28 protein-coding genes are annotated in these 25,630 nt (G+C 60.4%); 23 read left to right on the top strand and 5 right to left on the bottom strand.

Going from position 1 to position 25,630, the window contains the following annotated elements:
- Positions 1–14: 14 nt before the first annotated feature.
- From CLM72_RS20950 to CLM72_RS20920, 7 genes are all read left to right on the top strand, one after another.
- Positions 15–983 carry a GTP 3',8-cyclase MoaA gene (locus CLM72_RS20950; protein ID WP_019817203.1) on the top strand — a complete coding sequence of 323 codons (969 nt, stop codon included), beginning with the start codon at positions 15–17 and terminating at the stop codon, positions 981–983.
- A 111-nt stretch (positions 984–1,094) separates the two neighbouring features.
- Positions 1,095–1,700, top strand: coding sequence for a DUF4823 domain-containing protein (locus CLM72_RS20945; RefSeq protein WP_034128431.1), 606 nt, complete (start codon positions 1,095–1,097; stop codon positions 1,698–1,700).
- A 16-nt stretch (positions 1,701–1,716) separates the two neighbouring features.
- Entirely contained in the window at positions 1,717–2,277 is a 561-nt protein-coding gene (locus CLM72_RS20940) for a DUF1285 domain-containing protein (RefSeq protein WP_105227932.1), read from the top strand.
- 70 nt (positions 2,278–2,347) lie between these two features.
- Positions 2,348–3,061, top strand: coding sequence for a GntR family transcriptional regulator (locus CLM72_RS20935; protein WP_057976379.1), 714 nt, complete (start codon positions 2,348–2,350; stop codon positions 3,059–3,061).
- Positions 3,058–4,059 carry an ADP-ribosylglycohydrolase family protein gene (locus tag CLM72_RS20930; RefSeq protein WP_105227930.1) on the top strand — a complete coding sequence of 334 codons (1,002 nt, stop codon included), beginning with the start codon at positions 3,058–3,060 and terminating at the stop codon, positions 4,057–4,059. Before CLM72_RS20935 ends, CLM72_RS20930 begins: the two co-directional genes overlap by 4 nt.
- A 130-nt stretch (positions 4,060–4,189) precedes the next feature.
- The gene (locus tag CLM72_RS20925; protein ID WP_105227928.1) at positions 4,190–5,656 is read left to right on the top strand and encodes a cytosine permease; all 1,467 of its coding nucleotides are present in this window, start codon (positions 4,190–4,192) and stop codon (positions 5,654–5,656) included.
- Positions 5,649–6,560 (top strand): PfkB family carbohydrate kinase, encoded by a 912-nt coding sequence (locus CLM72_RS20920; RefSeq protein ID WP_105227926.1) that lies wholly within the window; start codon positions 5,649–5,651, stop codon positions 6,558–6,560. The genes CLM72_RS20925 and CLM72_RS20920 overlap by 8 nt, the downstream gene beginning before the upstream one ends.
- A 116-nt stretch (positions 6,561–6,676) precedes the next feature.
- Here CLM72_RS20920 and CLM72_RS20915 read toward each other — a convergent pair whose 3' ends face one another.
- From CLM72_RS20915 to CLM72_RS20905, 3 genes are read right to left on the bottom strand one after another with little or no spacing between them, the layout of a single operon-like run.
- Positions 6,677–7,057, bottom strand: coding sequence for a hypothetical protein (locus tag CLM72_RS20915; protein ID WP_034128425.1), 381 nt, complete (start codon positions 7,055–7,057; stop codon positions 6,677–6,679).
- Positions 7,058–7,105: 48 nt separating this feature from the next.
- Positions 7,106–7,372, bottom strand: coding sequence for a hypothetical protein (locus tag CLM72_RS20910; protein WP_032895690.1), 267 nt, complete (start codon positions 7,370–7,372; stop codon positions 7,106–7,108).
- A gap of 51 nt (positions 7,373–7,423) precedes the next feature.
- Positions 7,424–7,762 carry a hypothetical protein gene (locus CLM72_RS20905; protein WP_034128424.1) on the bottom strand — a complete coding sequence of 113 codons (339 nt, stop codon included), beginning with the start codon at positions 7,760–7,762 and terminating at the stop codon, positions 7,424–7,426.
- Positions 7,763–7,951: 189 nt separating this feature from the next.
- Between CLM72_RS20905 and CLM72_RS20900 the strand changes: the two genes are divergently transcribed.
- From CLM72_RS20900 to CLM72_RS20875, 6 genes are all read left to right on the top strand, one after another.
- Positions 7,952–8,431, top strand: a complete 480-nt coding sequence (locus CLM72_RS20900) for a GNAT family N-acetyltransferase (protein ID WP_034128422.1) — start codon at positions 7,952–7,954, stop codon at positions 8,429–8,431.
- 268 nt (positions 8,432–8,699) lie between these two features.
- Positions 8,700–9,521 carry an SDR family oxidoreductase gene (locus CLM72_RS20895; RefSeq protein ID WP_034128421.1) on the top strand — a complete coding sequence of 274 codons (822 nt, stop codon included), beginning with the start codon at positions 8,700–8,702 and terminating at the stop codon, positions 9,519–9,521.
- 32 nt (positions 9,522–9,553) lie between these two features.
- A complete protein-coding gene (locus CLM72_RS20890; RefSeq protein ID WP_014719544.1) occupies positions 9,554–10,534 on the top strand; it encodes a substrate-binding domain-containing protein in 981 nt (326 codons plus the stop codon).
- Positions 10,531–12,030 carry an L-arabinose ABC transporter ATP-binding protein AraG gene (gene araG, locus CLM72_RS20885; protein WP_105227924.1) on the top strand — a complete coding sequence of 500 codons (1,500 nt, stop codon included), beginning with the start codon at positions 10,531–10,533 and terminating at the stop codon, positions 12,028–12,030. Before CLM72_RS20890 ends, araG begins: the two co-directional genes overlap by 4 nt.
- 22 nt (positions 12,031–12,052) lie before the next feature.
- The gene (araH, locus tag CLM72_RS20880; RefSeq protein ID WP_034126745.1) at positions 12,053–13,018 is read left to right on the top strand and encodes an L-arabinose ABC transporter permease AraH; all 966 of its coding nucleotides are present in this window, start codon (positions 12,053–12,055) and stop codon (positions 13,016–13,018) included.
- A gap of 220 nt (positions 13,019–13,238) precedes the next feature.
- Complete coding sequence (locus CLM72_RS20875) at positions 13,239–14,042, top strand: IclR family transcriptional regulator (protein WP_105227922.1); 804 nt, start codon at positions 13,239–13,241, stop codon at positions 14,040–14,042.
- On the opposite strand, the gene CLM72_RS20870 is transcribed toward CLM72_RS20875, so the two are convergent.
- Positions 14,043–15,095 (bottom strand): NAD(P)-dependent alcohol dehydrogenase, encoded by a 1,053-nt coding sequence (locus CLM72_RS20870; RefSeq protein WP_105227920.1) that lies wholly within the window; start codon positions 15,093–15,095, stop codon positions 14,043–14,045.
- A 180-nt stretch (positions 15,096–15,275) separates the two neighbouring features.
- Here CLM72_RS20870 and CLM72_RS20865 point away from each other — a divergent pair, with 180 nt between their 5' ends.
- On the top strand, positions 15,276–16,169 hold the full coding sequence (locus CLM72_RS20865; RefSeq protein WP_105227918.1) for an AraC family transcriptional regulator: 894 nt from the start codon (positions 15,276–15,278) through the stop codon (positions 16,167–16,169).
- Positions 16,170–16,332: 163 nt separating this feature from the next.
- On the opposite strand, the gene CLM72_RS20860 is transcribed toward CLM72_RS20865, so the two are convergent.
- Positions 16,333–17,997: an electron transfer flavoprotein-ubiquinone oxidoreductase gene (locus CLM72_RS20860; RefSeq protein ID WP_105227916.1), complete on the bottom strand. Its 1,665-nt coding sequence runs from the start codon at positions 17,995–17,997 to the stop codon at positions 16,333–16,335.
- 516 nt (positions 17,998–18,513) lie between these two features.
- Between CLM72_RS20860 and CLM72_RS20855 the strand changes: the two genes are divergently transcribed.
- From CLM72_RS20855 to CLM72_RS20815, 9 genes are all read left to right on the top strand, one after another.
- Positions 18,514–19,263, top strand: a complete 750-nt coding sequence (locus CLM72_RS20855; protein WP_014719538.1) for an electron transfer flavoprotein subunit beta/FixA family protein — start codon at positions 18,514–18,516, stop codon at positions 19,261–19,263.
- A gap of 2 nt (positions 19,264–19,265) precedes the next feature.
- Positions 19,266–20,195, top strand: a complete 930-nt coding sequence (locus CLM72_RS20850; RefSeq protein WP_034120769.1) for an electron transfer flavoprotein subunit alpha/FixB family protein — start codon at positions 19,266–19,268, stop codon at positions 20,193–20,195.
- A gap of 72 nt (positions 20,196–20,267) precedes the next feature.
- Entirely contained in the window at positions 20,268–21,083 is an 816-nt protein-coding gene (locus CLM72_RS20845) for an ABC transporter substrate-binding protein (protein WP_105227914.1), read from the top strand.
- A gap of 9 nt (positions 21,084–21,092) precedes the next feature.
- Positions 21,093–21,455 (top strand): DUF4398 domain-containing protein, encoded by a 363-nt coding sequence (locus CLM72_RS20840; RefSeq protein ID WP_105227912.1) that lies wholly within the window; start codon positions 21,093–21,095, stop codon positions 21,453–21,455.
- Entirely contained in the window at positions 21,452–22,264 is an 813-nt protein-coding gene (locus tag CLM72_RS20835; protein ID WP_034126751.1) for an OmpA family protein, read from the top strand. The genes CLM72_RS20840 and CLM72_RS20835 overlap by 4 nt, the downstream gene beginning before the upstream one ends.
- A gap of 262 nt (positions 22,265–22,526) precedes the next feature.
- On the top strand, positions 22,527–23,966 hold the full coding sequence (locus tag CLM72_RS20830; RefSeq protein WP_003193472.1) for a PLP-dependent aminotransferase family protein: 1,440 nt from the start codon (positions 22,527–22,529) through the stop codon (positions 23,964–23,966).
- A gap of 93 nt (positions 23,967–24,059) precedes the next feature.
- The gene (locus CLM72_RS20825) at positions 24,060–24,551 is read left to right on the top strand and encodes a hypothetical protein (protein WP_014719533.1); all 492 of its coding nucleotides are present in this window, start codon (positions 24,060–24,062) and stop codon (positions 24,549–24,551) included.
- Between the two features lie 161 nt (positions 24,552–24,712).
- Positions 24,713–24,967 (top strand): YkgJ family cysteine cluster protein, encoded by a 255-nt coding sequence (locus CLM72_RS20820; RefSeq protein WP_034126753.1) that lies wholly within the window; start codon positions 24,713–24,715, stop codon positions 24,965–24,967.
- A 41-nt stretch (positions 24,968–25,008) separates the two neighbouring features.
- Positions 25,009–25,614 (top strand): START domain-containing protein, encoded by a 606-nt coding sequence (locus CLM72_RS20815; RefSeq protein WP_034126754.1) that lies wholly within the window; start codon positions 25,009–25,011, stop codon positions 25,612–25,614.
- The last annotated feature ends 16 nt before the right edge of the window (positions 25,615–25,630 follow it).

The following is a 25,630-nucleotide window of genomic DNA, read 5'->3' as shown; positions in this document are numbered from 1 at the left end:
TGCCGGAGTGATCCATGATCGTTGATCGTCAAGGCAGGCGTTTTCGCAATTTGCGGATCAGCCTGACTTCAGCCTGCAATTATGCGTGTACCTATTGCGTGCCTGACGGCAAGCGGCTGGTGGCTGCCCAGGATGAACTGTCGGCCGAGGCCATGGCCCGAGGCGTGGCTTATCTGATCGAAGCGGCGGGTATCGAGCGCTTGCGCATTACCGGCGGTGAGCCGTTGGTCAGCCCCAAGTTGGAAGCCTTCATGGGGGCGGTAGGGCAGATGGGCCTGAGCGACATCAGTCTGACCACCAACGGCCAACTGCTGGCGCGTAAACTGCCGTTGCTGGTGGCAGCCGGTATTCGGCGCATCAATGTCTCCCTCGACACGCTGGATGCCGACGCTTTCCGCAGCATCGCCCGTGGCGGCGACCTGGCCACCGTGCTCGATGGCATGGACCAGGCCAGTGCTGCCGGAATCAAGATCAAGGTCAACATGGTGCCGTTGCGCGGCCAGAACCTGGACCAGGTGATGCCGTTGCTCGATTACTGCCTGGCGCGAGGATACGAGCTGCGCTTTATCGAACTGATGCGCATGGGGCACCTGGCCAAAGACTCCAACGCGTTCCTGCAACAGTTCGTCAGCTTGCAACAGCTGCTCAGCTTGATCGGCGAGCAACATGAATACCTGCAAGCCAACGCACCCGTCGATGCGACGGCGGTACGCTACGAAGTGCCGGGCAAGGGCTTCTTCGGTGTGATCGCCAACGAGAGTGTGCCGTTCTGCCGCACCTGTTCGCGGTTGCGGTTGTCCTCCACCGGCTGGCTGCATGGGTGCCTGTCCTCCAGCAATCGCCATTATGTCGGTGACTTGCTCGATCAACCGCGTCACCAGGCGTTGCCAGCGTTGCAGGGCTTGTTGATGAAGGCCTTGGCTGACAAGCAGGAAGTGGCGTTCTCCGGCGGTGCCACGATCATGAAGATCATTGGTGGCTAAGCTAGATATTGCGAGTTCACACATTTGATTTGTGGCGCAGCTGAATGGCGCGGATTCTGCATCCCACGCCCCATTCGCCGGTTTCCTGTCACCGGCCTCTGGAGGATTAGGATGCGTAGTCTGGTTTTGCTGCTGGCGTCATTGGCCCTGGGCGGTTGCATGACCGTCAGTGATATGGCCGAAGGCACCCGCTATCAGATGAGCGATGCCGGGCTGCTCGATCACAGCGATACGCGGCGTACCGCCTCGGTGCGCATACAGCCGGACTCCTTTGTGTTTATTGCCCAAGGCGCCTTCGTGCCGCCGGGCAGCGCCTACCCGCGGCCCAATGTGGTGGCCGAGGAAGCATTCAATGGCTTCGTTGAATATTTCCCTATGGTGCGTCGCGCCCGCCAGCCCGAAGGTCTTGAACAGGCCATGGCCGAAGCCCGTGCCGTCGGTGCTCACTACCTGCTGTATTGCCGTTTTGCGGCAGCCGATGACCGTATCGGCAACGCCGACGAGTGGACCGACCAGCAAGCCCTGGACCGCCTTGGCCTGGACAGCGGGGTGATCCAAGTCATGTTGATCGAGACCAGCACCCAGTATTTGATTGATACTGCACGTATTCGCAGTCGTGGCGGTTTACTGACGTTCCACGACACATCGCCACAAGATTTGATCGCTCGCCCCCTGGCGCAATATGCCCGCGGTTTGCTGGGTATGAGTGATCAGTAAGACAGAGGAGCCCGCCATGACCGATTCCGCCAAGGCCAATGATTTATTGGCCCAACTGCCCAAGGGCAAGGGGCCGGCACCGGTGCATCTGTGGAACCCGGATTTCTGCGGCAACATCGACATGCGCATCGCCCGCGATGGCACCTGGTTCTATCAGGGCACACCTATCGGGCGAAAGCCGATGGTCAAGTTGTTCTCCAACATCATCCGCCGCGATGGCGACGATTATTTCCTGGTGACGCCCGTGGAGAAGGTCGGCATCCGTGTCGATGACGCACCCTTTGTTGCAGTGACAGTGGAAGTGCAAGGGCAGGGCGAAAGCCAGGTATTGCGTTTTACCACCAACGTCGACGAACAGGTCGAGGCAGGCCTCGAACACCCGCTGCGGGTGGTCACCGACCCCATCACCCAGGAACCCGCCCCCTATGTGCGCGTTCGCACCAACCTCGAAGCCCTGGTGCATCGCAACGTTTTTTACCAGTTGGTGGAGCTGGCGGTGAGCCGTCCGATCAACGGTCAGAACTGGCTTGGCGTCTGGAGCAACGGGGAGTTTTTCCCCATCGGCCTGGAGCCCTGAGGCGGTTTTTGCCTTCAGCCTGAAATAATCCTCTTGCGGTAAACGCGCGCTTTCGGTTATCAATTTGTACATGATTAGACATGTTCGATTTGATAAGAAAAAACGCGTCGTCGATGAGCTCATCCGCCGTATCGAAGGTGGAGTCATGGCCGACGGCTTTCTGTTGCCGGGCGAGCACCAACTGGCCGAGGAGTTTGCGGTCAGCCGCGGCACGCTGCGCGAGGCGCTGGCCGAGCTCAAGCGTCGCAACTACATCGCCACCCAGAGCGGCGTCGGTTCGATTGTCACCTTTGACGGCATGGTGTTGGACCAACGCAGCGGTTGGGCCCAGGCCTTGGCCGATACGGGCGCCCAAGTAAGCACCGACGTCCTGCGTTTCGAAGCCGTGACGCGCCCGGATCTGTTCAGCCGTTTCGGCACCGACCAGTTCATTACCCTCGACCGCCTCCGGCGCACGGCTGACGGTACAGCGGTGTCGCTGGAACGCTCGTTGATGCCGGCCGTTGGCGATCTGGAAAACCTGCCCCACATTGGGCTGATCGATAATTCCCTGACCATCACTCTGGCCGCCTACGGCTACGTCGGGGCCGACGGCGACCAGTGGATCGGTGCTGAACCCCTGAGCGATGAAGACGCCGAATTACTCGGGCGCCCCAGCGGTACGGTATTTCTCAAGGCGTCGCGCACCACCTATGATCGTCGCGAGCGTTTCATGGAGCATGTCGAAAGCCTGCTTGACCCGTTGCACTTTCGCCTGCATCTGCAGTTTGGAGCGTCGAAATGAGCCGAGAAAATCGCGCACTTGGCGCCTTTTATGGCCTGGCCCTGGGCGATGCCTTGGGCATGCCCACCCAATCCTTGAGCCGCGAGCAGGTCCAACAGCGCTTCGGTGCCATCACCGCCTTGGAAGACGCCGACGCGGACCAGCCCATTGCGCCCAACATGCCTGCCGGTTCCATCACCGATGACACCGAACAAGCCATCCTGGTTGCCGAGTTACTGGTGCAAGGCCAGGGCAATATCGAGCCCACCGTGCTTGCCCAGCGCCTGATCGACTGGGAAGCAGGGATGCGCGCCAAGGGTTCCCAGGACTTGCTCGGGCCGTCCACCAAGCGCGCGATTGACATGATCCTCGCCGGCCATACCCCGGAAGAATCCGGGCGCTACGGCACCACCAATGGCGCGGCGATGCGCATCACCCCGGTGGGCGTCGCCGCCGATGTTGGCGACCCGGGGCGGTTTATCCAGGCGGTGATCCAGGCGTGCCAGGTCACCCATAACACCAGCCTGGGTATTTCCAGCGCTGCGGCCGTGGCGGCGGTGGTCTCGGCTGGCATCAATGGCGTGGACCTGGGGGAAGCCCTGAATATCGGGACCCAGATTGCCCGACAGGCCGAAAGCCATGGTCACTGGATCGCGGGCGGACGCATTTCTACCCGCATCAGTTGGGCTCGCACCCTGAGCGTCGGCAGCGGCGATAAAGCGTTGTTTGCCGACCTGCTTTACGAGTTGATCGGTACTTCGGTGGCTTCTCAGGAATCGGTGGTGGTCTCGTTTGCCTTGGCCCAGCAAGTGGCGTCGGGTGATATGAATGCCTTCGAAGCCCTGTGCCTGGCGGCCAGCCTGGGCGGCGACACCGACACCATTGCCGCGATCCTCGGCGCCATGCTGGGGGCGTGCCTGGGCATGCAGTGCTGGCCTGAGGCGTTGGTTGAACAGGTCAAGCGGGTCAATGGCCTGGACTTGCAGCCGCTGGCTCAAGGGTTATTGGCCTTGCGATAAACACGGAACTAAATGTGGGAGCAGGCAAGCCAGCTCCCACATTCAAAAGCGTTGGGTCAGGAAGACCGGATAACGATTCGACTCGCTGCCACAACCACAACAACAATACAGGCACCAGGAGCACCCCTTAATGAGCAGCCCCTCTTCCGGCCAAACCGCCGGGCAACTGGAAACACGCGGCATCGAACCGGTCCCGGAAGGCGAGTGCAACGGTCATCCGCTGCAACTGTTCTGGGTGTGGTTCGCGGCCAATATCAGCATCCTCGGTTTGCCCCTTGGTGCAACGCTGGTGGCGTTTCGTGGCCTGGCCATCTGGCAGGCGATCATCGTCGCGATTCTTGGCGCCGCGGGGTCCTTTGCCGTAGTGGGCATCATCTCCATCGCCGGTCGCCGTGGTCGTGCGCCCAGCTTGACCTTGTCCCGCGCCATTTTCGGTGTGCGCGGCAATATCGGCCCGACATTGGTGTCGCTGATGTCCCGCCTGGGTTGGGAAACCGTCAACACCACCACCGCAGCCTTCGTATTGTTGTCGTTGAGCTCCATCCTGTTCGGCTCGGCAGTGGAGGCCAAGAGCGCGCCGGTGCTCACCCTGATCTTCATTGCCATCTTCGTGCTGTTGACCCTGGCCGTATCGGGCCTGGGCCACGCCACGTTGCTGGTGATCCAGAAGTGGGCCACCTACGTATTCGGCGGCCTGAACATTCTGGTGGGCGGCTTTCTGTGTGCCACCATCGACTGGAGCGCGGTGTTCAACGCCACCCCGGCGCCGTTGAGCGCGATGATCATTGGCGTAGGCACCATGGCGGCCGGTACCGGTATCGGTTGGGCCAACGCCGGTGCAGACATGTCGCGTTACCAGCACCGCAGCGTCAAGGCCGTGCGCCTGGTGGCCTCCGCCGCGTTTGGTGCAGGTATCCCGCTGGTGCTACTGATCACCCTGGGTGGCCTGTTGTCGGTGGGTAACAATGACCTGGCATCGGCCACCGACCCCATCATCGCGATCCGCGACATGCTGCCGACCTGGATGGCCGTGCCGTACCTGATCACCGCGTTCGGCGGCCTGTTGCTGTCGAACAACCTGTCGGTGTACTCGGCCGGCCTCACTACCCTGACCCTGGGCTTGAAGGTCAAGCGCGTGCATGCGGTGATCGTCGATATCGTGGCGATTTTTGCCGGCTCCATCTATTTCATGCTGATCGCCGATAGCTTCTATGGCCCGTTCATTACCTTCATTTCGTTGCTGGCGGTGCCGATCACGGCGTGGGTCGGGATCTTCGTGGTCGACCTGATTCACCGTCATTACTACAGCCCCACCGACCTGCTGGACGTCAGCGCCAGCAGTGCCTACTGGTATCGCGGTGGCGTGGAGTGGCGTGCATTTGGCGCCTGGGCCGTGGCCATTGTGCTGGGGTTCAGCTTCACCACCATCGGCACCACCGCCGAAAACATCTGGTTTGCCGGGCCGCTGTCCGACTCCTGGCTGGGCCACAACGGGCTGGGCTGGATCGTGACCTTCGTGGTGGCTGGCGGAATATATGCAGTCTTGGGCGGAGCGTCTGACCGTCGTCCGGCTTTAGCAGAGAGCGCCAATGTCTAGATTGCTGCACACCGGCCAGGTCATTGTCGACCTGGTCATGGGCCTCGACACCCTGCCGGCAAGCGGCGGTGACGTGCTGGCCAACTCCGCCAGTTTCCAAGTCGGTGGCGGTTTCAACGTAATGGCTGCGGCACGGCGCAATGGGTTGCCGGTGGTTTATCTGGGCCGCCATGGCGATGGGCGCTTTGGCGAGCTGGCGCGTGCCGCGATGCAGGCCGAAGGTGTTGAAATGGCCTTGGCGGCCAGCGCTGGCAAAGATACCGGGTTGTGCGTGTCGCTGACTGAAGCGAGCACCGAACGCACCTTCATCTCCCATCTCGGCGCCGAGGGTGAGCTGAGCGCCGACGACTTGGCTCAGATCGTCCCGCGTATCGATGATTACGTGTACGTCAGTGGCTACAGCTTGCTGCTTGAAGGTAAGGCGCAGCCGTTGCTTGACTGGCTGCTGGCGCTGCCGCGAGAGATCGTGGTGGTATTCGACCCAGGCCCGCTGGTCAAGGCGCCGGACTCGGCGTTGATGCGTGCCTTGTTGCCGCGTATCGACATCTGGACCAGCAATGGCCCTGAAGCCCTCGCGTTTACCGGGGCGACGGATATGAGTCAGGCGCTGCCCGTGCTGAATCAGCACTTGCAGGCACTGCTGGTTGTGCGTGATGGACCAAATGGTTGCTGGGTAGGGCGTGGGGCAGAGACTGAGCATGTACCTGGCTTCAAGGTGCAGGCGGTAGACAGCAATGGTGCGGGGGATGCGCATGCAGGGGTATTCATTGCCGGGTTGGCGAAGGGTTTGAAACCGGTTGAGGCGGCGCGTCGAGCGAACGCAGCGGCGGCATTGGCGGTGACGCGTTGGGGGCCGGCCACTTCACCTGGCGTCACCGAAGTCGACGCATTGCTGGCTGAATAAATACGCACAATTCAGTGGGAGCGGGCTTGCTCGCGAATGCGGTGTATCAGTTAAAGCATGTGCTGACTGACACACCGCATTCGCGAGCAAGCCCGCTCCCACAACGGGTTCTGCGTCTAACCTGCTTTTTTCAGCGCTTGAATCAACTCATCTTTGCGCATGGTTGAGCGCCCAGGAATATCCTTGGCCCGCGCCTCTTTCATCAAACTTTCCTTGGTCTGCGTACCCAGCGAAGCCCCACTGCTGCGCGGGTGGCCTTCACGGCTGGCAGCGGCACGCTTGGCCGATTCCTGCCGGTCCTGGGTCTTCTTGGCTGGCGCCTTGCGTCGGCCTGATCCGCCGGCTTTTTCACCACCGCCGGACTGTTTGTTCACGGTAGCCCAGGCACGGGCTTCGGCTTCGTCTTTGGGCAACCCCTTATGCTCATAACTGTCTTCGATATGAGCGGCCTTGCGTTTCTGTTCGTCGGTGTATTTGGCTTTGCTTCCACGAGGCATCGCTAAAACTCCCTCTGGCCCCAGTCGCGGGGCCAGGCCAGAAATGGATTACTGAGTACTTTGAGCGTCGAGCTTGCGCGCCTCATCCACACCAGAAGCGGTGAGCTTGATCGGCAGGTTCAACGCGTATTCGCCGGCGTCGTCGGTGGTCACATGCCCATCCTTGATCAGCCCGCGGTCCTGCAGGAACGCCAAGACACTGGCGACCTCTTTTTCACCGCGGTAATTGTCCAGCACCTCCTTGCCCAAGCCTTGCGGATGGGCGTGCAGCAGGCGGGTGAGGACTTCTTTTTCAAGGTTTCTATCGACGTTCATGCGTACCTCTTCACTGGGAAATGGTCGGGTGTTGGTCGTACCAAATGTGCATCAAGGCGCTGGTTGTTTCTGTGCGCCGGGGATGTTCGAGTCGTCGCCTTTGTTGATCTTCGGCTCATTGTTGCTCGTGCCAGGGCCCATCTTGCCGTTGCCTACGGCAGGCGGTGCCTGGCGCTGGGTGTCGTTGCCTTTGGTGCGTGGGTCGGCGCTGTTGTCGATGATCGCGCCACCGTTGGTGTCCAGGCCGGTGCCCATGGACTTTTGCGATTCGGTAGTGGCGTCCGGCGTTGGATCGGTGGGGCCAGTGGTCGAGCTAGCCGCGAAGGCGCTCAAGGACGCGGCAGACAACAGGCCGGTGAGGGCGAGGGCAGCAAATTTGGAATTTTTCATCAGGGTGTCTCCATATGATTAATGTCCTTACCCTGTATTGGTCTGCCCGCATTTGACGATCGTGCCGGGATGGCGACGAACGGTACTGCTGTGCCTGTAAGATTTTGTGTGTCGGTAAGGGCAATTGCACTGCAAACGGCCATCAAACCGTCTTAGTATGTGGCCTTTGAATTTGCCCAAGGCTCGCCCATGACCATCGAGATTCGCCCCGCCGTGCCCAGCGATGCTGCGCAGATCCTGACCTTTATCACTGAACTTGCCGAGTACGAGAAAGCCCGGCATGAAGTGATCGCCAGCGTGGTGGATATCGAACGCAGCCTGTTCAGCGAAGGCGCCACGGCCCACGGCTTGATCTGCTTGCGCGACGGCTTGCCGATTGGCTTTGCGGTGTTCTTTTTCAGTTACTCGACGTGGCTGGGCAGTAACTGCCTGTACCTGGAAGATCTGTACATCAACCCGGAACAACGCGGCGGCGGGGCCGGCAAGAAGTTGCTGCGCCACTTGGCCAAGATCGCCTGTGACAACGGTTGCGGGCGCTTTGAATGGAGCGTGCTGGACTGGAACGAGCCAGCGATCGCCTTCTACAAATCCATAGGCGCCCAGCCTCAGGAAGAATGGGTGCGTTATCGCATGGAAGGCGATGCCCTGCGCGACTTCGCCCAAGGCTGAAGCCTCATTTATGTAAACACTAAAACCAGAATGTGAGCTTTCCTGTGGCGAGCAAGCTTGCTTGCGCTGGGGTGCGAAGCGCCCCCCCAAAAAGCTGGAGTCTGCTGCGCAGACAGCGGGAGCAAGCTCCCTCGCCACAGCTAACCCGCTCGAACATTTTGTTTTTTCTCAATATATGGGATCTTAATTTATATATTGAGATATTTCAGGCGATGGGTTTATAGTCGCCAGCATCAGCACTCACTACAAAAAATAAAAAGGTGAAGCGATGCAGGCGCAACCGTTGTCCCTACCCGCCGTGCCCGAGCCGACTTACGGCGAGCGGCTGAAGAACAAGGTGGTGATCGTCACCGGCGCCGCCCAAGGCATTGGCGAAGCCATCGTTGCGTGTTTCCAGGCCCAGCAGGCGCGGTTGATCATTGCCGATATCCAGGGTGACAAAGTCGAGAAAATCGCCGCTCATTGGCGCGAACACGGTGCGCAGGTTTACGCTCAACCGGTTGATATCACTTCCAAGGATCAGTGGCAGGCATTGGTCAACCTGGCCATCGAGCGCTTTGGTCGCGTGGATGTGCTGGTCAACTGTGCCGGAGTCAACGTGTTCCGTGACCCGCTGGAGATGAGCGACGAGGACTGGCGCCGCTGTTTCGCCATCGACCTCGACGGTGCCTGGTACGGCTGCCGCTCGGTATTGCCGCACATGATCGAGCAAGGTATCGGCAACATCATCAATATCGCGTCCACCCATTCCAGCCACATCATTCCCGGTTGCTTTCCTTACCCCGTCGCCAAGCACGGCCTGCTCGGCCTCACCCGTGCACTGGGCATCGAGTACGCGCCCAAGGGCATCCGCGTGAATGCCATCGCCCCCGGCTATATCGAAACCCAGCTCAACGTCGATTACTGGAACGGTTTCCCTGACCCTCACGCCGAACGCCAGCGTGCGTTCGACCTGCACCCGCCCAAACGCATTGGCCAGCCCATCGAAGTGGCCATGACAGCACTGTTCCTGGCGACCGACGAGGCGCCCTTTATCAACGCCACTTGCCTGATGATCGATGGCGGGCGGTCTGTGATGTACCACGACTAAAGCGTTTTCCAATAACAAGAAGGAGGTGGTCCATGTTCAAGCAAACACTCGGTGCCGTGGCACTGGCAATGGCGTTCTGCGGCTGGGTATCGGCTGAAGAAGTGAAGATCGGTTTCCTGGTCAAGCAGGCCGAGGAACCCTGGTTTCAAACGGAGTGGGCATTCGCGGAAAAAGCCGGCAAGGAGCATGGTTTTACTGTGATCAAGATCGCCGTGCCCGATGGCGAAAAGACCTTGTCGGCCATCGACAGCCTGGCTGCCAATGGCGCCAAGGGTTTTGTGATCTGCCCGCCAGACGTGTCCCTGGGCCCGGCCATCGTTGCCAAGGCCAAGGTCAACGGTTTGAAAGTGATGGCCGTGGATGACCGCTTTGTCGATGCCAAGGGCAACTTCATGGAAGACGTGCCGTACCTGGGCATGGCCGCGTTTGAGGTGGGCCAGAAGCAGGGCGCCGCCATGGCCGCCGAAGCGAAAAAGCGCGGTTGGGACTGGAAGGACACCTATGCGGTGATCAACACCTTCAACGAGCTCGACACCGGCAAGAAGCGCACAGACGGCTCGATCAAATCCCTCGAGGAGGCCGGTATTCCCAAGGACCACATCCTCACCGCTGCGCTGAAAACCCTCGACGTCCCCGGCAGCATGGACGCCACCAACTCGGCCTTGGTCAAGCTGCCGAGCGGAGCGAAGAACCTGATCATCGGCGGCATGAACGACAACACCGTGCTCGGGGGCGTGCGCGCCACCGAAAGTGCCGGCTTCAAGGCCGCCAACGTCATCGGCATCGGCATCAATGGCACCGACGCCATTGGCGAATTGAAGAAAGCCGACAGCGGCTTCTTCGGCTCCATGCTGCCCAGCCCGCATATCGAGGGCTACAACACCGCGCTGGCGATGTACGAGTGGGTCACCACCGGCAAGGAACCGGCCAAATACACCGCCATGGACGAAGTGACCTTGATCACCCGCGCCAATTTCCAGGAAGAACTGACCAAGATCGGCCTGTGGAAATGAGCGGCGCGGCCCTGCGTTTCAATGGCATCGGCAAGGAGTTTCCCGGTGTGAAAGCCCTGGCGCAGATCAGCTTTGAAGCGCGGCCGCATTCGGTGCACGCGCTGATGGGCGAGAACGGCGCCGGCAAGTCGACCCTGCTGAAAATCCTCGGCGGCGCCTACATTCCATCCAGCGGTACGGTGCAGATCGGCGCGCAGACCATGGCCTTCAAATGCGCCGCCGACAGCATCGCCAACGGTGTGGCGGTGATTCACCAGGAGCTGCACCTGGTGCCGGAAATGAGCGTGGCCGAGAACCTGTTCCTCGGGCATTTACCCACACGCTTTGGCGTGGTCAACCGGAGCCTGCTGCGCAAGCAGGCCCTGGCCTGCCTCAAGGGCCTGGCCGATGAAATCGACCCCGACGAAAAACTCGGGCGCCTGTCCCTGGGCCAGCGCCAACTGGTGGAAATCGCCAAGGCGCTGTCCCGTGGCGCCCATGTGATCGCGTTTGACGAGCCGACCAGTAGCCTCTCGGCGCGGGAAATCGACCGCTTGATGGCCATCATCACGCGCCTGCGCGAGGAGGGCAAAGTGGTGCTCTACGTGTCGCACCGTATGGAAGAAGTGTTCCGTATCTGCGACGCAGTGACGGTGTTCAAGGACGGTCGCTACGTGCGCACGTTCGAGGACATGAACACGCTGACCCACGATCAGCTGGTGACCTGCATGGTCGGTCGCGATATCCAGGATATCTACGATTACCGACCGCGTGAGCAGGGCGAAGTGGCGCTCAAGGTCGACGGCTTGCTCGGTCCTGGCCTGCGTGAACCGATCAGTTTCCAGGTGCGCAAGGGCGAGATCCTGGGCCTGTTCGGGCTAGTGGGCGCGGGGCGTACCGAGCTGTTTCGCCTGCTCAGTGGGTTAGAGCGCGCCAGTGCCGGCAGCCTGGAACTGTGCGGGCAAGCGCTGCAACTGCGCTCACCCCGCGACGCCATCGCCGCCGGGGTATTGCTGTGTCCGGAGGATCGCAAGAAAGAGGGCATCATCCCGCTGGGCAGCGTCGCTGAGAACATCAACATCAGCGCCCGTGGTGCCCATTCCACCTTTGGCTGGCTGTTGCGCGAAGGCTGGGAGAAAGGTAACGCCGACCGACAGATTCAGGCGATGCGGGTCAAAACGCCGAACGCGGCGCAGAAGATCATGTACCTGTCCGGCGGCAATCAGCAGAAGGCCATCCTCGGCCGCTGGTTGTCGATGCCGATGAAGGTCCTGCTGCTGGACGAACCCACCCGGGGTATCGACATCGGCGCCAAGTCGGAGATCTACCAGATCATCCATAACCTGGCGGCCAGTGGCATTGCGGTGATCGTGGTGTCCAGCGACCTGACGGAGGTGATGGGCATCTCCGACCGCATCCTGGTGATGAGTGAGGGCGCCTTGACCGGTGAGTTGCCCCGCGCCCAAGCGGATGAAGCGCGCCTGCTGCAACTGGCGCTGCCACAGTCGCGGGCTTGAACAAGAACAAGAGGGTTTGGCTATGTCTGAGGTAAAAACTGCAAAGGGTTTCTGGCCGGGTTTCAATCAGCGCAAATTTCTCGATGACTGGGTGATGCTGCTGGCGGCACTGGGCATTTTTGTGCTCAGCGCGGTGTTCATCGATAACTTCCTCTCACCGCTGAACATGCGCGGTCTGGGCCTGGCGATTTCGACTGTCGGTATTGCTGCGTGCACCATGTTGTTCTGCCTGGCCTCAGGGCACTTCGACTTGTCGGTAGGCTCGGTGATCGCCTGCGCCGGGGTGGTGGCGGGCATCGTGATGCGCGACACCGACAGCGTGGTACTCGGCGTGTCGGCGGCCTTGGCCATGGGCCTGGTGGTAGGGCTGATCAACGGCATCGTGATCGCCAAGCTGCGCATCAATGCGTTGATTGCCACCCTGGCGACCATGCAGATCGTGCGCGGCCTGGCCTACATCTTCTCCAACGGCAAGGCGGTGGGGGTGATGAATGAAGGGTTCTTCGTGTTCGGCAACGGCCAACTGCTGGGCGTGCCGGTGCCGATCATCATCACCGTCCTGTGCTTTGTGTTCTTTGGCTGGCTGCTCAATTACACCACCTATGGGCGCAACACCATGGCCATTGGCGGCAACCAGGAAGCCGCGTTGCTCGCCGGGGTCAATGTCGATCGCACCAAGATCATCATTTTTGCCGTGCATGGTTTGATCGGCGCATTGGCCGGGGTGATCCTCGCGTCACGCATGACCTCGGGCCAGCCGATGATTGGCCAGGGGTTCGAACTGACCGTGATCTCGGCTTGTGTGCTGGGCGGGGTGTCGCTGAGCGGTGGCATCGGCATGATCCGCCATGTGATTGCCGGGGTGTTGATTCTGGCGATCATCGAGAATGCGATGAACCTGAAGAACATCGATACCTTTTACCAATATGTGATTCGTGGCTCGATCCTGTTGCTGGCGGTGATAATCGACCGCATGAAACAACGTTAATGGTCGCCCTGTGAAGATCAAACTGTGGGAGCTGGCTTGCTGTGGCGAGCAAGCTTGCTTGCGCTGGGGTGCGAAGCGCCCCCAAAAGCCGGCTCCAGCTGCGCTGTCGAACGGGAGCAAGCTCCCTCGCCACAGCAAGCCAGCTCCCACTTTGGATCTCCTGTGTTCAGGAGGGCGGTATTTGCCATAATGCCCCCGCTTTCATACTTATAGGCCCGATATGCAGGAAAACGTCCACACCCCCGTCAAAGACGCCGCCCCCACCGGTACCCAGACCCTGTTGCGCGGCCTGGGCGTGGTGCAAGCGGTGGCGGCTGGTGCGCGGGATCTCAAGGAGATCGCCCGGCGCATCGGCACCACGCGCAGCACGACGCACCGCCTGGCCAGTTGCCTGGTGGACGAGCGTTACCTGCGCGTGGTGCCCCAGGTCGGTTATCTGCTGGGGCCCAAGCTGATCGAGTTGGGGTTCCAGGCCCGTGAAGAGTTGCCCTTGGTGAACCTGGCGGTGCCCTACCTGGATGAGTTGTCGGCGCTGACCGGCGACACCATTCACCTGGCGATTCGTGAGTACGACGAGGTGCTTTACCTGCACAAGAACCCCGGCCGCAATGGGCCGGAAATGCGCTCGCGGGTCGGCCATCGCATGCCGCTGGCGCGCACCGGTATCGGCAAGGCGTTGATGCTGGATGATTCGCCGCAGGAGTGGCAGCGCTTGTACGAGGCGAGCTTGCCGACGGCGGGCAAGAGCCTGCAATGGCCGCAGCATCCGGAGCAATCCTGGGCGCAGTTCGAACAGCGCATGCATGAGTATGTAGAGGGTGGCTACGCGTTTGATCTCGAAGACAACGAGCCTTCGATCCGCTGCGTGGCCGCACCGGTGCGCGATGCCAGCGGGCGCATTGTCGCCGGCATCAGCATTGCCAGTACGGTGCCCTACATGCCGCTGGAGAAAATGGCCGAACTGATCCCTGTGATCAAACAGGTCGCAGCCCGGCTGTCAGCGGAGTTGGGCGCCAAGGCCTGATCAGGCTTTCAGGCTCGCCATGTCGATGACAAAGCGGTACTTCACATCACCGGCAATCATGCGCGCATAAGCTTCGTTGATCTGGCGAATGTCGAGCATCTCGATGTCGCAGGTAATGCCATGCTCGGCGCAGAAATCCAGGACTTCCTGGGTTTCGGCAATGCCGCCGATCAGCGAGCCGGCCAAGACTTTACGACCCAGCACCAGCTTGGCAGCGTTGACGGGTGGGTCCACCGGCTCGATCAGGCCGACCAGGATATGCACGCCGTCAAAGCGCAGCACATCGAGGTAGGGGTTCAGGTCGTGCTGCACCGGGATGGTGTCCAGCAGGAAATCGAAGTGCCCGGCAGCGGCTTTCATCTGCTCGGCATCCGTGGACACGATCACATGGTCGGCGCCCTGGCGACGGCCTTCCTCGGCCTTGCTGGCCGAGCGTGTGAACAACGTGACTTCGGCGCCCATGGCCTTGGCGAACTTGATGCCCATGTGGCCCAGGCCACCCATGCCGAGAATCCCGACTTTATCGCCGGCCTTTACGCCGTAGTGCTTGAGGGGCGAGTAGGTGGTGATGCCTGCGCACAGGATCGGCGCAGCGCTGGCCAGGTCGAGCTTGGCCGGGATCTTCACCACAAAGTGTTCATTGACCACGATGCTGTCGGAGTAGCCACCCATGGTGTTGCTGCCATCCACGCGGTCCGGCGTGGCGTAGGTCATGGTCGGGCCTTCGAGGCAGTATTGCTCAAGGTCTGATTGGCAGGCTTCGCAGTGACGGCACGAGTCCACCATGCAACCCACGCCAACCAGATCACCGACTTTATGCGCGGTCACGTTGGCGCCGACCGCGGTGACTTTGCCGACAATCTCGTGGCCCGGCATCAGCGGGTACACGGCGATGCCCCATTCGTTGCGAGCCTGGTGGATATCGGAGTGGCACACGCCGCAGTAAAGGATCTCGATGGCCACGTCATCGACGCGCGGGCTGCGGCGTTCAAATGACATCGGGGCGAGGGGCGTGGTGGCCGACTGGGCGGCGTAACCGATGGCGGTGTACATAGTAAACCTCACAAAAGCTTGGACTGCAGAGGCGGCGAATTCTGCGCGCAGGCCTTTGGCGCGAACATGGCAATTGCTCCGAGTCTCATGCCTATTCGTCCGGCAGTGCCTGAGGTTTGGATATATTGGCCGCCAGACCTGCGATGATGCTGTCATCCCTCATCCGCGAAGTTTTTTGCCATGCTGTTGACCCGCCATTTGGACGCCAATGCCACGCTGGTTTCCTTGATCGAAGGGCTCACGCCCCGCGATGGTTTTTCCCCGACTCACCTGCCCGGTGTGCAGGTGCTGCGCGCCAGTTGCGATGTGGCGCGTGGGCCGCAGATCTATGAGCCAAGCCTGATGTTCGTGGCCCAGGGCAGCAAGGTCGCCTACCTCGGCCCGCGCACGTTGGAGTATGGCGCCGGGCATTACCTGATCCAGGCGATGCCGGTGCCGTTCGAATGCGAAACCTTTGCCATGGCCCCCGAGGCACCGTTGTATGGCGTGACGGTAGGCATCGACCGCGTGGTGTTGGGCGAGTTGGTGATTGCCATGGGCATGCAAGCCGGGCCGCCGCCGACCGCGCAGACCTTGGAGTCGATGAGTTCGGTGGTGCTCGATGATGCCATGCGCGGCTGCGTCGAGCGGTTGTTGCAGTGCCTGCACGATCCGCTGGAAAGCCGGATCATGGGGCCTGCGCGGGTGCGCGAATTGTTGTTCACCGCCTTGCGTGGGCCTCAGGCCGATGTGTTGCGTGCGCTGGTGGAACAACAGGGGCAGTTTTCGCGCATCGCCACCTCATTGAATCACCTGCATGCCCATTACGCCGAGCCGCTGAATATCGAGACGTTGGCCGGGTATGCGCACATGAGTGCGTCGACCTTTCATGAGCATTTCAAGCGCTGCACCTTGTTATCGCCAGTGCAGTACCTCAAGCGCCTGCGGTTATTGAAGGCCCAGCAGTTGCTGCTGGTGGAAGGCATGAGCGTGGCGCAGGCGGCGCACAAGGTGGGGTACCAGAGCACGTCGCAGTTCAGTCGGGAGTACAAGCGCTATTTCCTGCGCAACCCGGGGGAAGAGCGGGCCGCCTGACACCACGAGGTCATTGTGGGAGCTGCCTGCGATAACGGTGGGTCAGCTATACATTTGGCACCTGAAGACCGCCATCGCAGGCAAGCCAGCTCCCACATTTTGATCGATGCCGCCCACAAAAAAGGCTCCCATCTCGGGAGCCTTTTCTGGTTAAGCGAACGACTTACATATTCGGGTAAGTCGGCCCACCCGCACCTTCCGGCGTCACCCAGGTGATGTTCTGCGAAGGGTCCTTGATATCACAGGTCTTGCAGTGCACGCAGTTCTGGGCGTTGATCTGGAAGCGTTTCTCGCCGTCTTCCTTGGTCACCACTTCATACACGCCAGCCGGGCAGTAGCGCTGCGCCGGTTCATCGTAGAGCGGCAGGTTGGTGCCGATCGGGATGCTTGGGTCTTTGAGCTTCAAGTGGCACGGCTGCTCTTCTTCATGGTTGGTGCCGGAGATGAACACCGAGCTCAGTTTGTCGAAGCTCAGCTTGCCGTCGGGTTTGGGGTAGTCGATCTTCTGGCTGTCTTTGGCCAGCTTCAGGCAGGCGTAGTCCGGCTTGGTGTCGTGCAGGGTGAAAGGGATCTTGCCGCCGAAAATGTTCTGGTCGAGCCAGTTGAAACCGCCGCCGATGATTGCGCCGAACTTGTGCACGGCCGGGCCGAAATTACGGCTGGCGAACAGTTCTTCGTACAGCCAGCTGGCTTTGAAGCTGTCGACATATGTGGTCAGCTCATCACCGCCCTCGGATTCGGCAAACAGGCGGTCGGTCACGGCGTCGGCGGCGAGCATGCCGGACTTCATCGCGGTGTGACTGCCTTTGATCTTGGCGAAGTTCAGGGTGCCCAGATCGCAACCGATCAGCGCGCCGCCCTTGAAGACCATTTTCGGCAGCGAATTCAGGCCACCTTTGCAGATCGCGCGGGCGCCGTAGCTGACCCGCTTGCCGCCTTCCAGGTACTGGGCCAGCACCGGGTGGTGCTTGAGGCGCTGGAATTCATCGAACGGCGACAGGAAGGTGTTGCTGTAGGACAGGTCGACGATCAGCCCGACCACCACCTGGTTGTTTTCCAGGTGATAAAGGAACGAGCCACCGGTGTTCTCTTTACCCATGATGTCCAGCGGCCAACCGGCGGTGTGCACCACCAGGCCCGGCTGGTGCTTGGCTGGGTCGATTTCCCAGATTTCCTTCAGGCCAATGCCGTAGTGCTGGGCGTCGGCGTCGCTGTCCAGGTTGAAGCGCTGGATCAGTTGCTTGCCGATGTGGCCACGGCAACCTTCGGCGAACAGCGTGTACTTGCCACGCAGCTCCATGCCCGGGGTGTACAGGCCGTCTTTTGGCTTGCCTTCACGGTCGACGCCGAGGTCGCCGGTGATGATGCCGCGTACTACGCCGTTCTCGTCGAACAGCGCTTCCTGGGCGGCGAAGCCTGGGTAGATTTCCACGCCCAGGTTCTCGGCCTGCTGGGCCAGCCAGCGGCACAGGTTGCCCAGGGAAATGATGTAGTTGCCTTCGTTGTGCATGGTCTTGGGCACAAAGAAGTCGGGCACCTTGGTGGAGGCTTCCGGGCTGCGCAGTACATAGATGTCATCGCGCACCACGGGCGTGTTGAGCGGGGCGCCGAGTGCTTTCCAGTCCGGGAACAGTTCATTCAGGGCACGTGGTTCAAACACGGCACCGGAGAGGATATGGGCGCCGACTTCGGAGCCTTTCTCGACCACGCAGACGCTGATTTCCTTACCGGCTTCGGCGGCCTTCTGCTTCAGTCGGCAGGCGGCAGACAGGCCAGCCGGGCCAGCGCCGACGATGACCACGTCGAATTCCATGTATTCGCGTTCCACAGGCTATCTCCTACTCAAGGCTCAACAGGCTTTTTTTTCTAATGGGTGGAGGTTCGGTGTGGTTCTGCGCGAAGGCAGCACCCACCTGTCTCTCTAGGTGGCGCATTATATATAGACCACTGACAGCGTCCAATACAAACGTTTGTTTGAATTGCCTGCAGCCTAGATAAATCAAAGCAACGGGGCTTATGACTGACCATTTTGCCGTATTGACCAGAATAGGCGTTCCGGTCAAGATACGGTCGGTTTTGCGCTTCCCGTAGGCAGACTGCAGGTTTCAAGAGCACGTCCAAAGACAGGCCGAAGGCAATGAAGGTGATGCGCACCCAAACGTTGGAGCGCAGTTTACACGCCGCGATAAAGAATGACCTCTCAGTCACCACTGACGAACGGTCGTCATTTCCCGTGTGCAAGGTCACTGCCGAGGTCTTTGGAGGTGCCCTTGTGTGCCGATGAGCATCAACCGCCAGGTTCGCCTAGGCGACTTTCTTTTCACCGGAGAGTAACGAGGAATCCATGAAGGTTCTTGTAGCTGTCAAACGCGTTGTCGATTACAACGTGAAAGTTCGCGTCAAGGCGGACAATTCCGGCGTCGACCTTGCTAACGTCAAGATGTCGATGAACCCTTTCTGCGAAATCGCTGTGGAAGAAGCCGTACGCCTGAAAGAGAAAGGCGTGGCGACGGAAATCGTCGTGGTGTCCATCGGGCCGACCACTGCCCAAGAGCAGTTGCGTACCGCTTTGGCCCTGGGCGCCGACCGCGCCATTCTGGTGGAGTCCGCTGAAGAGCTGACCTCCCTGGCCGTTGCCAAGCTGCTCAAGGCCGTTGTCGACAAGGAACAGCCACAACTGGTGATCCTGGGCAAACAAGCCATCGACAGCGACAACAACCAGACTGGCCAGATGTTGGCTGCACTGACCGGTTACGGCCAGGGCACCTTTGCTTCGAAAGTCGAAGTGAGCGGCGACAGCGTTGCGGTCACCCGTGAAATCGACGGCGGCGCCCAAACGGTTTCCCTGAAACTGCCGGCTATCGTCACCACCGACCTGCGTTTGAACGAGCCGCGTTATGCGTCCCTGCCAAACATCATGAAAGCCAAGAAGAAGCCTCTGGAGACGCTGACTCCGGACGCTTTGGGCGTTTCCACCGCCTCTACCAACAAGACCGTCAAAGTCGAAGCGCCGGCTGCACGCAGCGCGGGCATCAAGGTCAAGTCGGTGGCTGAACTGGTCGAGAAACTGAAAAACGAAGCGAAGGTAATCTAATCATGACTATCTTGGTAATCGCTGAACACGACAACAAGGTACTGGCCCCGGCCACCCTGAACACCGTGGCCGCTGCCGCTAAAATCGGTGGGGACATCCACGTGCTGGTTGCTGGTCAGGGCGCTGGAGCCGTGGCTGAAGCGGCTGCAAAAATCGCAGGCGTGAGCAAAGTCCTGAACGCTGACAATGCCGCTTATGCGCATCAGCTGCCGGAAAACGTTGCGCCGCTGGTCGCCGAGCTTGGCGCTGGCTACAGCCACATCCTGGCCGCCGCTACCTCCAACGGCAAAAACATCCTGCCACGCGTTGCCGCGCAGCTGGACGTTGACCAGATCTCCGAGATCATCTCGGTAGAAAGCGCCGACACCTTCAAGCGCCCGATCTACGCCGGTAACGCCATCGCTACCGTGCAGTCCAACGCCTCGGTCAAGGTCATCACCGTGCGTGCCACCGGTTTCGACCCGGTTGCCGCCGAAGGTGGCTCGGCTGCCGTTGAAGCCGTCTCCGCTGCCCACGACGCTGGCACTTCCAGCTTCGTCGGCGAAGAGCTGGCCAAGTCGGACCGTCCTGAACTGACCGCTGCCAAGATCGTCGTTTCCGGCGGGCGTGGCATGCAGAACGGTGACAACTTCAAACACCTGTACGCCCTGGCAGACAAGCTGGGCGCTGCGGTCGGCGCTTCCCGCGCAGCCGTTGACGCAGGTTTCGTACCCAACGACATGCAGGTCGGCCAGACCGGCAAGATCGTTGCGCCACAGCTGTACATCGCCGTCGGTATCTCCGGCGCGATCCAGCACTTGGCCGGTATGAAAGACTCCAAAGTGATCGTTGCGATCAACAAGGACGAAGAAGCGCCGATCTTCCAGGTTGCCGATTATGGCCTGGTGGCGGACTTGTTCGAAGCCGTACCTGAATTGGAGAAGCTGGTCTAATCCAGCCGCTTCACTTATAAAGAGCCCGGTCTTATGACCGGGTTTTTTTTTACTGATCGGGAGAGTCTTGCCATGGAACTGCGCCCCTGGGCCTTACTGCTGAGCCTTACGCTGCTGCCGAGCCTGACGCTCGCCGCCGGCAAGTGCGAGCGTCTGGTGATCACTGGCAGCCCGGACGCACCGCCATTTCTCTGGCGTGACCCCCAGGACCCTACGCACCTGATCGGCGCGACCGCTGACGTGCTGCAACAAGTGGGCAAGGAGCTCGGGCTGAAAATCGACCTGCTCTACGGCGGCAAACGCTCCCTGGCCCTTGATGAAGCGCGTAGCGGGCGCATGGACATTCTCGCCGACGCATCGCTGAACCTGGGTGAGCTGGACCACTTCGACTACATCCATCCGGCGCTGATGCAGACCGACTACCTGGTATGGACGCTTAAGGATTCAGCCGTGGTCTATTCCACCGCCGCCGATTTGCACGGCCACAAAGGCGCAGTCTCGGAACGTGCGCGCTTGAGCGCGGAGTTCGAAACCTTCGCCAGCCAGCAACTCAACCTGCAACGCCTGCCCAATGTGACGCCGGCTTTCCAGAAACTGTTGCTCGGTGAGGTGGACTACGTGCTGGCTGGGCGCTATTCCGGCATGGCCATGGCCCAGACCCTGGGCATGAGTAATGACCTGGTGGCCCATGAGGTGCCTGTCGATCAGCCTGGCCTGTACCTGGCGATTTCCCACAACTCGGCCTGCAATGATCCTTGGCTTCGCGGACAGCTGACGAAAAAGATGACAGAATTGCCCGCCTCCGGTGCCGCTCAAGCCGCGCTGCAGCGCAATCTGGAGCGTTGGAAAGCGCAACTGCAACAACCTGTCGGCACCCCAATAAAGTAGGGATTTACAGTGATTTTTCGAGCTCTTTTCGCGGCCCTCGCCGTTGTCGCGCTGGCGGGATGCGCAACCGATCCTGCGCCGATCGAACAAATGCGCCTGACCCAGCAAGCCTTGGAACAAGCCACCGCGGTCGGGGCCAACACCGATGAATCCTCCGAACTGAAGCTGGCCGAAGAAAAATTCGCCCGGGCCAAGGGCAACATGGCCGACCAATCCTACAAGCGAGCGCGTATGCGCGCCGAGCAGGCTGAACTGGACGCACGCCTGGCCGAAGCCAAAGTGCTGACCGGCAAGAGCCAGGAACAGTTGAACGTGCTCAATACCCGTATCACTCGCCTGCGCAAGCAGCTGCAGTTGGGAGAAGCACAATGAGCCCGATGATCCGTGGCCTGAGCTGTGTACTGCTGCTGGGCAGCGTGGCCTTGGGTGGTTGTGCCAGCCAACCCACGAGCGAGCAGGCGTTGCAGCAGGCCGGCGATGACTTTCAAAAGGTCAAGGAAGACGCCAACGTGCTGCGCTTCGCGCCCAAGGACGTGATCCGCGCCGGAGAGTCCCTGGCCCGCGCCGATCGCCTGTCCAGCTACTGGGGCAGCGGCTCCGATGTGGTGCATTACGCCTACCTGAGCCAGCGGTACAGCGCCATCGCCCGAGAGCACACCCAGCAGGGCCTGAATGCCGAGCGCGGCACCCAATTGGAGTTGGAACGTCAGCGCCTGCAACTGGCCTTGCGCGAAAACAAGCTGGCCAGCGTGCAACAGCAGGGCAAGTGGGTTGAAGCGCAAATCGCCAGCCTCACCACCCAGACCGACCGTGGCCTGGTGATGACCCTGGGCGACGTATTGTTCGACACCGGCGAAGCGGAGCTGCAGAACTCGGCCAACCGCACGGTGCTCAAGATCGTGCAATTCCTGCAACTGAACCCCAAGCGTCGGGTGCGCATCGAGGGCTACACCGACAACACCGGTGGCGAGCAGGAAAACCTGAAACTGTCCCGCGACCGGGCTCAATCGGTGGCCGACCTGTTGATGGACCTGGGTATCGATGACAAACGCATTGAGGTCGAGGGGTATGGCGACCAATACCCGGTGGAAGCCAATGCCTCCGAGCGTGGTCGTGCACAGAATCGTCGGGTGGAAATTGTGTTCTCTGACGAGAAGGGCCAATTGGGCGCTGCGCGCTAATAGCTGACGTAGATCCAAATTGTGGGAGCGGGCTTGCTCGCGAATGCGGTGGCTCAGTACTGGATGTGCTGACTGACACACCGCCTTCGCGAGCAAGCCCGCTCCCACATTTCGTTTCGGCGATGCCCCAGCTCCCCCCGGCAGTTTTTACTGTCACTCCCGCCCGCGCTCGACTATTGTGGCAACTGTCCCCGTACACTTCTAAACTGTGCCGGTATGTTTCACACAAAAATAAAATGCCCGTGAAATCGAGTGCTGCGTCATGACCAATCTGTTGCTTTACCAACGTATTGCCCAGCAACTGGCTGAGGACATCCGCCGCGGTGTCTACCAACCGGGGGAGCGCGTGCCGTCGGTGCGCAAGATGAGTTCCCAGCTCAATGTGAGCCATGCCACGGTGCTGCAGGCCTATGCCAACCTGGAAGACCAGGGGCTGATCCGGGCGCGGCCACAGTCGGGCTACTACGTGCACCAGACGCCAGCACTCACGGCGCCTACGCCTGATATCGCACGGGTCGAGCGCCCAGGGTTGGTCACCCGTAGCAGCATCATCCAGCAGGTGCTGGTCGAGTCGCGCCGTGAAGGGGTGTTTCCCTTGGGCGCGGCGGTGCCGAGTGTCGACTACCTGCCAGTGCGGGCACTGCATCAGCAGTTGGCCAAGGTCACGCGTTTCCAGAGCCCACGGGCGTTCAGCTACATGTTCAGCCCTGGCTTTGAACCCCTGCGGCGTCAGGTGGCGATCCGCATGCGCGATGCCGGGGTGGTAGTGGACCCTTCCGAAGTGGTGATTACCCACGGCTGTGTCGATGCCTTGCAAATGTCGTTGCGCGTGCTGACGCGCCCTGGCGACCTGATCGCGGCTGAATCACCGACCTATTACGGCTTGCTGCAATTGGCTGATCTGCTGGGCCTCAAGGTGATCGAGATCCCCAGCGACCCCGCCACGGGCATGAGCCTGGAAGCCCTGCAACTGGCCGCCAACCAATGGTCGATCAAAGCGCTGGTGCTGACCACGCGCTTGAGTAACCCGCTGGGCGGCACCATGCCAGAGGAGCGGCAGAAACAGTTGCTGCGCCTGGCGTCGGACTTCGATATCCAGATTGTCGAAGATGATATTTACGGCGAGTTGATGTTCGAACTCGGCCGCACCAAAGCCCTCAAGGCCTACGACCGCCTTGACCGGGTGATCTATTGCTCAAGCTTTTCCAAGACCTTGTCGCCGGGCGTGCGCATTGGCTGGATGATTGCCGGTAAATACCAGCAGGAAATCCAGCGCCTGCAGATGTTCAGCACGCACTCGGCATGCAGCGTCACCCAGATGGGCGTCGCGGCTTATCTGGAAAATGGTGGCTACGACCGTCATTTGCGCTACATCCGCCAGGAATACCGCAAGAACCTCAGCGCCTTCCAATTGGCGGTGCAGCAGTACTTCCCCGAGGGCACCCAGATGACCCGTCCGACCGGCGGCTTTATCTTGTGGGTCAGTTTGCCGGGGCGGGTCAATACTCAGGAACTGCATGTGCGCGCCCTGCAACAAGGCATCAGCATTGCGCCAGGGCTGATCTTCAGTAATACCGAACAGTTCAACCACTGCATTCGCCTCAATTGCGGCACGCCGTGGAACCGCGAGGCGGAGAGGGCGTTGATGACCCTGGGAATGCTTGCCAGCCAGCTGTGCCAGGAGGCCGCAGCGGGTTTTTGAGGCGAGCAAAGGGGACAAGACTGATCTGTGCCCTTGTCATGCCGCGCACAACAAGCGAGCATATGGCCTTCTGCCGTTAATGCTGTTGGCGATATGACTTCTATTTTTCGCGTTACGTTGATGCTTGGTCTGCTGAGCCTGTGCAATGCCGGTAGCGTGCTGGCTGCAGCGCCGGTGGCTGAAGGCAAGCCTGCTGTCGGTGCCGAGCAAAAGACCTCAGCCAAGCAGCCAGCGCCTGCGAAAAAAGCCCCCGCCGCACAAAAGAAAGCCGCTTCGACCAAAAAGCGTGCACCCGTGGCGAGCAAGTCCAAGTCGGCCCATGAGGTCGCCCAGACCAAACTGCCACCGGCACAGTTGGACCTGTCCCTGCCTTCGGACATGGTCAGGCACTTGCAACCCATCGGCACCATGCCCAAGCCCAAGAGCGTGCCTCTGTTGCCGCCGATGTTTGGCGAAAAGCCAACCGACAATAGTGCATTCCAGATCAACGGCCGCTTGCTCAGCAATGAGATGAAGCTGCAACTGCGTAACGAAGAGCGCCGTGATGTTGAAGGCGCTGCGCTGGATTTCGAATTCAAGCAATAAACTTCGGGCTACAGGTGACCCAGGTTGCCGACCATCTGTCGCAGACTGGTTGGTCATTTTTGTTTTGTGCGAAAAACTCCTGTTGGCCCATTTTAAAACGGCTGTTTAAGGGCGTACTCTAGCCCGGCCATCCCTATTGAGTCGTCGAGGACCTGCTGGTCATGAAATGCCGTGAAGGCTGTGGCGCCTGCTGCATTGCCCCCTCCATCAGTTCGCCACTACCCGGAATGCCTCAGGGCAAACCCGCTGGCGTTCGCTGCGTGCACCTGTCGGTGGAACAACTGTGCCAGTTGTTCGGTCAACCGCAGCGGCCAGCCGTGTGCAGTGATTTCAAGGCCGATATTGAGGTGTGCGGCAACGACCAGGCCGATGCCATCCGCCTGATCGGCTGGTGGGAGCAGATGACGGCGGCTTGATGGGCTTTACTATCGGAACTTCAACAATAAGGAATACAACGATGGGTTCGCTGAAACGAGTGGCTGTGCTGTGCGGTTTTACGCTGTTGTTTGCGGCCACTGCCCAGGCTGAGGATTGGCAAGTCGCCAAGGACGAAGACGGTATCAAGGTGTCGCTGAGCGAGATTGCCGGTTCCAAGTACAAGGCCTATCGCGGCGTGACCGTGATCAAGGCGCCTTTGGCCAAGGTCCAGGCGCTGCAGGAAGATGTGGTCGGTGCTTGCGCATGGATCCATGAATGCAAATCCCAGAAGCTCGTCGACAAGAAAGGCGACGAAGCCTGGACCTACACCCAGTTCAAGGCCCCGTTCCCTGTGACGGACCGCGACTCGTACATCCACGTCACCACCACCAAAGCCGCTGACGGCACCGTCACGCGCAAGCTGGAAGGCGTGCCGACCTACAAGCCTGAAGCAAAAGGCTACGTGCGGGTCGCCCAGGTGGAGGGTTTCTGGAAACTGGTGCCAAAGGGCGATAACCAGACCGAAGTCACCTACCAGGTACACACCGAGCCAGGCGGCAGCGTGCCGTCGTGGCTGGCCAACAAGTTTGTGGTGGACGCGCCGTTCAACACCTTGAAAGCCTTGAAAGAACACGCTGAAAAATAAGTGCAGTTGATCCGGT

It is taken from the genome of Pseudomonas sp. MYb193 (assembly GCF_002966775.1).
Classification (GTDB): Bacteria; Pseudomonadota; Gammaproteobacteria; order Pseudomonadales; family Pseudomonadaceae; genus Aquipseudomonas; species Aquipseudomonas paracarnis.
This window is presented reverse-complemented; position numbering and strand designations above follow the sequence as displayed.

What these genes read in the sequence shown, in the direction of transcription:
- CLM72_RS20890 (WP_014719544.1), top strand. Translation starts at nt 9,554, where the DNA reads ATGTTCAAGCAAACACTCGGTGCCGTGGCACTGGCAATGGCGTTCTGC.
- CLM72_RS20940 (WP_105227932.1), top strand. Translation starts at nt 1,717, where the DNA reads ATGACCGATTCCGCCAAGGCCAATGATTTATTGGCCCAACTGCCCAAG.
- CLM72_RS20920 (WP_105227926.1), top strand. Translation starts at nt 5,649, where the DNA reads ATGTCTAGATTGCTGCACACCGGCCAGGTCATTGTCGACCTGGTCATG.
- CLM72_RS20855 (WP_014719538.1), top strand. Translation starts at nt 18,514, where the DNA reads ATGAAGGTTCTTGTAGCTGTCAAACGCGTTGTCGATTACAACGTGAAA.
- CLM72_RS20825 (WP_014719533.1), top strand. Translation starts at nt 24,060, where the DNA reads ATGACTTCTATTTTTCGCGTTACGTTGATGCTTGGTCTGCTGAGCCTG.
- CLM72_RS20930 (WP_105227930.1), top strand. Translation starts at nt 3,058, where the DNA reads ATGAGCCGAGAAAATCGCGCACTTGGCGCCTTTTATGGCCTGGCCCTG.
- CLM72_RS20875 (WP_105227922.1), top strand. Translation starts at nt 13,239, where the DNA reads ATGCAGGAAAACGTCCACACCCCCGTCAAAGACGCCGCCCCCACCGGT.
- CLM72_RS20915 (WP_034128425.1), bottom strand. Translation starts at nt 7,057, where the DNA reads ATGCCTCGTGGAAGCAAAGCCAAATACACCGACGAACAGAAACGCAAG.
- CLM72_RS20945 (WP_034128431.1), top strand. Translation starts at nt 1,095, where the DNA reads ATGCGTAGTCTGGTTTTGCTGCTGGCGTCATTGGCCCTGGGCGGTTGC.
- CLM72_RS20925 (WP_105227928.1), top strand. Translation starts at nt 4,190, where the DNA reads ATGAGCAGCCCCTCTTCCGGCCAAACCGCCGGGCAACTGGAAACACGC.
- CLM72_RS20905 (WP_034128424.1), bottom strand. Translation starts at nt 7,762, where the DNA reads ATGAAAAATTCCAAATTTGCTGCCCTCGCCCTCACCGGCCTGTTGTCT.
- CLM72_RS20870 (WP_105227920.1), bottom strand. Translation starts at nt 15,095, where the DNA reads ATGTACACCGCCATCGGTTACGCCGCCCAGTCGGCCACCACGCCCCTC.
- CLM72_RS20895 (WP_034128421.1), top strand. Translation starts at nt 8,700, where the DNA reads ATGCAGGCGCAACCGTTGTCCCTACCCGCCGTGCCCGAGCCGACTTAC.
- CLM72_RS20865 (WP_105227918.1), top strand. Translation starts at nt 15,276, where the DNA reads ATGCTGTTGACCCGCCATTTGGACGCCAATGCCACGCTGGTTTCCTTG.
- CLM72_RS20820 (WP_034126753.1), top strand. Translation starts at nt 24,713, where the DNA reads ATGAAATGCCGTGAAGGCTGTGGCGCCTGCTGCATTGCCCCCTCCATC.
- araG (WP_105227924.1), top strand. Translation starts at nt 10,531, where the DNA reads ATGAGCGGCGCGGCCCTGCGTTTCAATGGCATCGGCAAGGAGTTTCCC.
- CLM72_RS20935 (WP_057976379.1), top strand. Translation starts at nt 2,348, where the DNA reads ATGATTAGACATGTTCGATTTGATAAGAAAAAACGCGTCGTCGATGAG.
- CLM72_RS20815 (WP_034126754.1), top strand. Translation starts at nt 25,009, where the DNA reads ATGGGTTCGCTGAAACGAGTGGCTGTGCTGTGCGGTTTTACGCTGTTG.
- CLM72_RS20830 (WP_003193472.1), top strand. Translation starts at nt 22,527, where the DNA reads ATGACCAATCTGTTGCTTTACCAACGTATTGCCCAGCAACTGGCTGAG.
- CLM72_RS20900 (WP_034128422.1), top strand. Translation starts at nt 7,952, where the DNA reads ATGACCATCGAGATTCGCCCCGCCGTGCCCAGCGATGCTGCGCAGATC.
- CLM72_RS20835 (WP_034126751.1), top strand. Translation starts at nt 21,452, where the DNA reads ATGAGCCCGATGATCCGTGGCCTGAGCTGTGTACTGCTGCTGGGCAGC.
- CLM72_RS20910 (WP_032895690.1), bottom strand. Translation starts at nt 7,372, where the DNA reads ATGAACGTCGATAGAAACCTTGAAAAAGAAGTCCTCACCCGCCTGCTG.
- CLM72_RS20850 (WP_034120769.1), top strand. Translation starts at nt 19,266, where the DNA reads ATGACTATCTTGGTAATCGCTGAACACGACAACAAGGTACTGGCCCCG.
- araH (WP_034126745.1), top strand. Translation starts at nt 12,053, where the DNA reads ATGTCTGAGGTAAAAACTGCAAAGGGTTTCTGGCCGGGTTTCAATCAG.
- CLM72_RS20950 (WP_019817203.1), top strand. Translation starts at nt 15, where the DNA reads ATGATCGTTGATCGTCAAGGCAGGCGTTTTCGCAATTTGCGGATCAGC.
- CLM72_RS20845 (WP_105227914.1), top strand. Translation starts at nt 20,268, where the DNA reads ATGGAACTGCGCCCCTGGGCCTTACTGCTGAGCCTTACGCTGCTGCCG.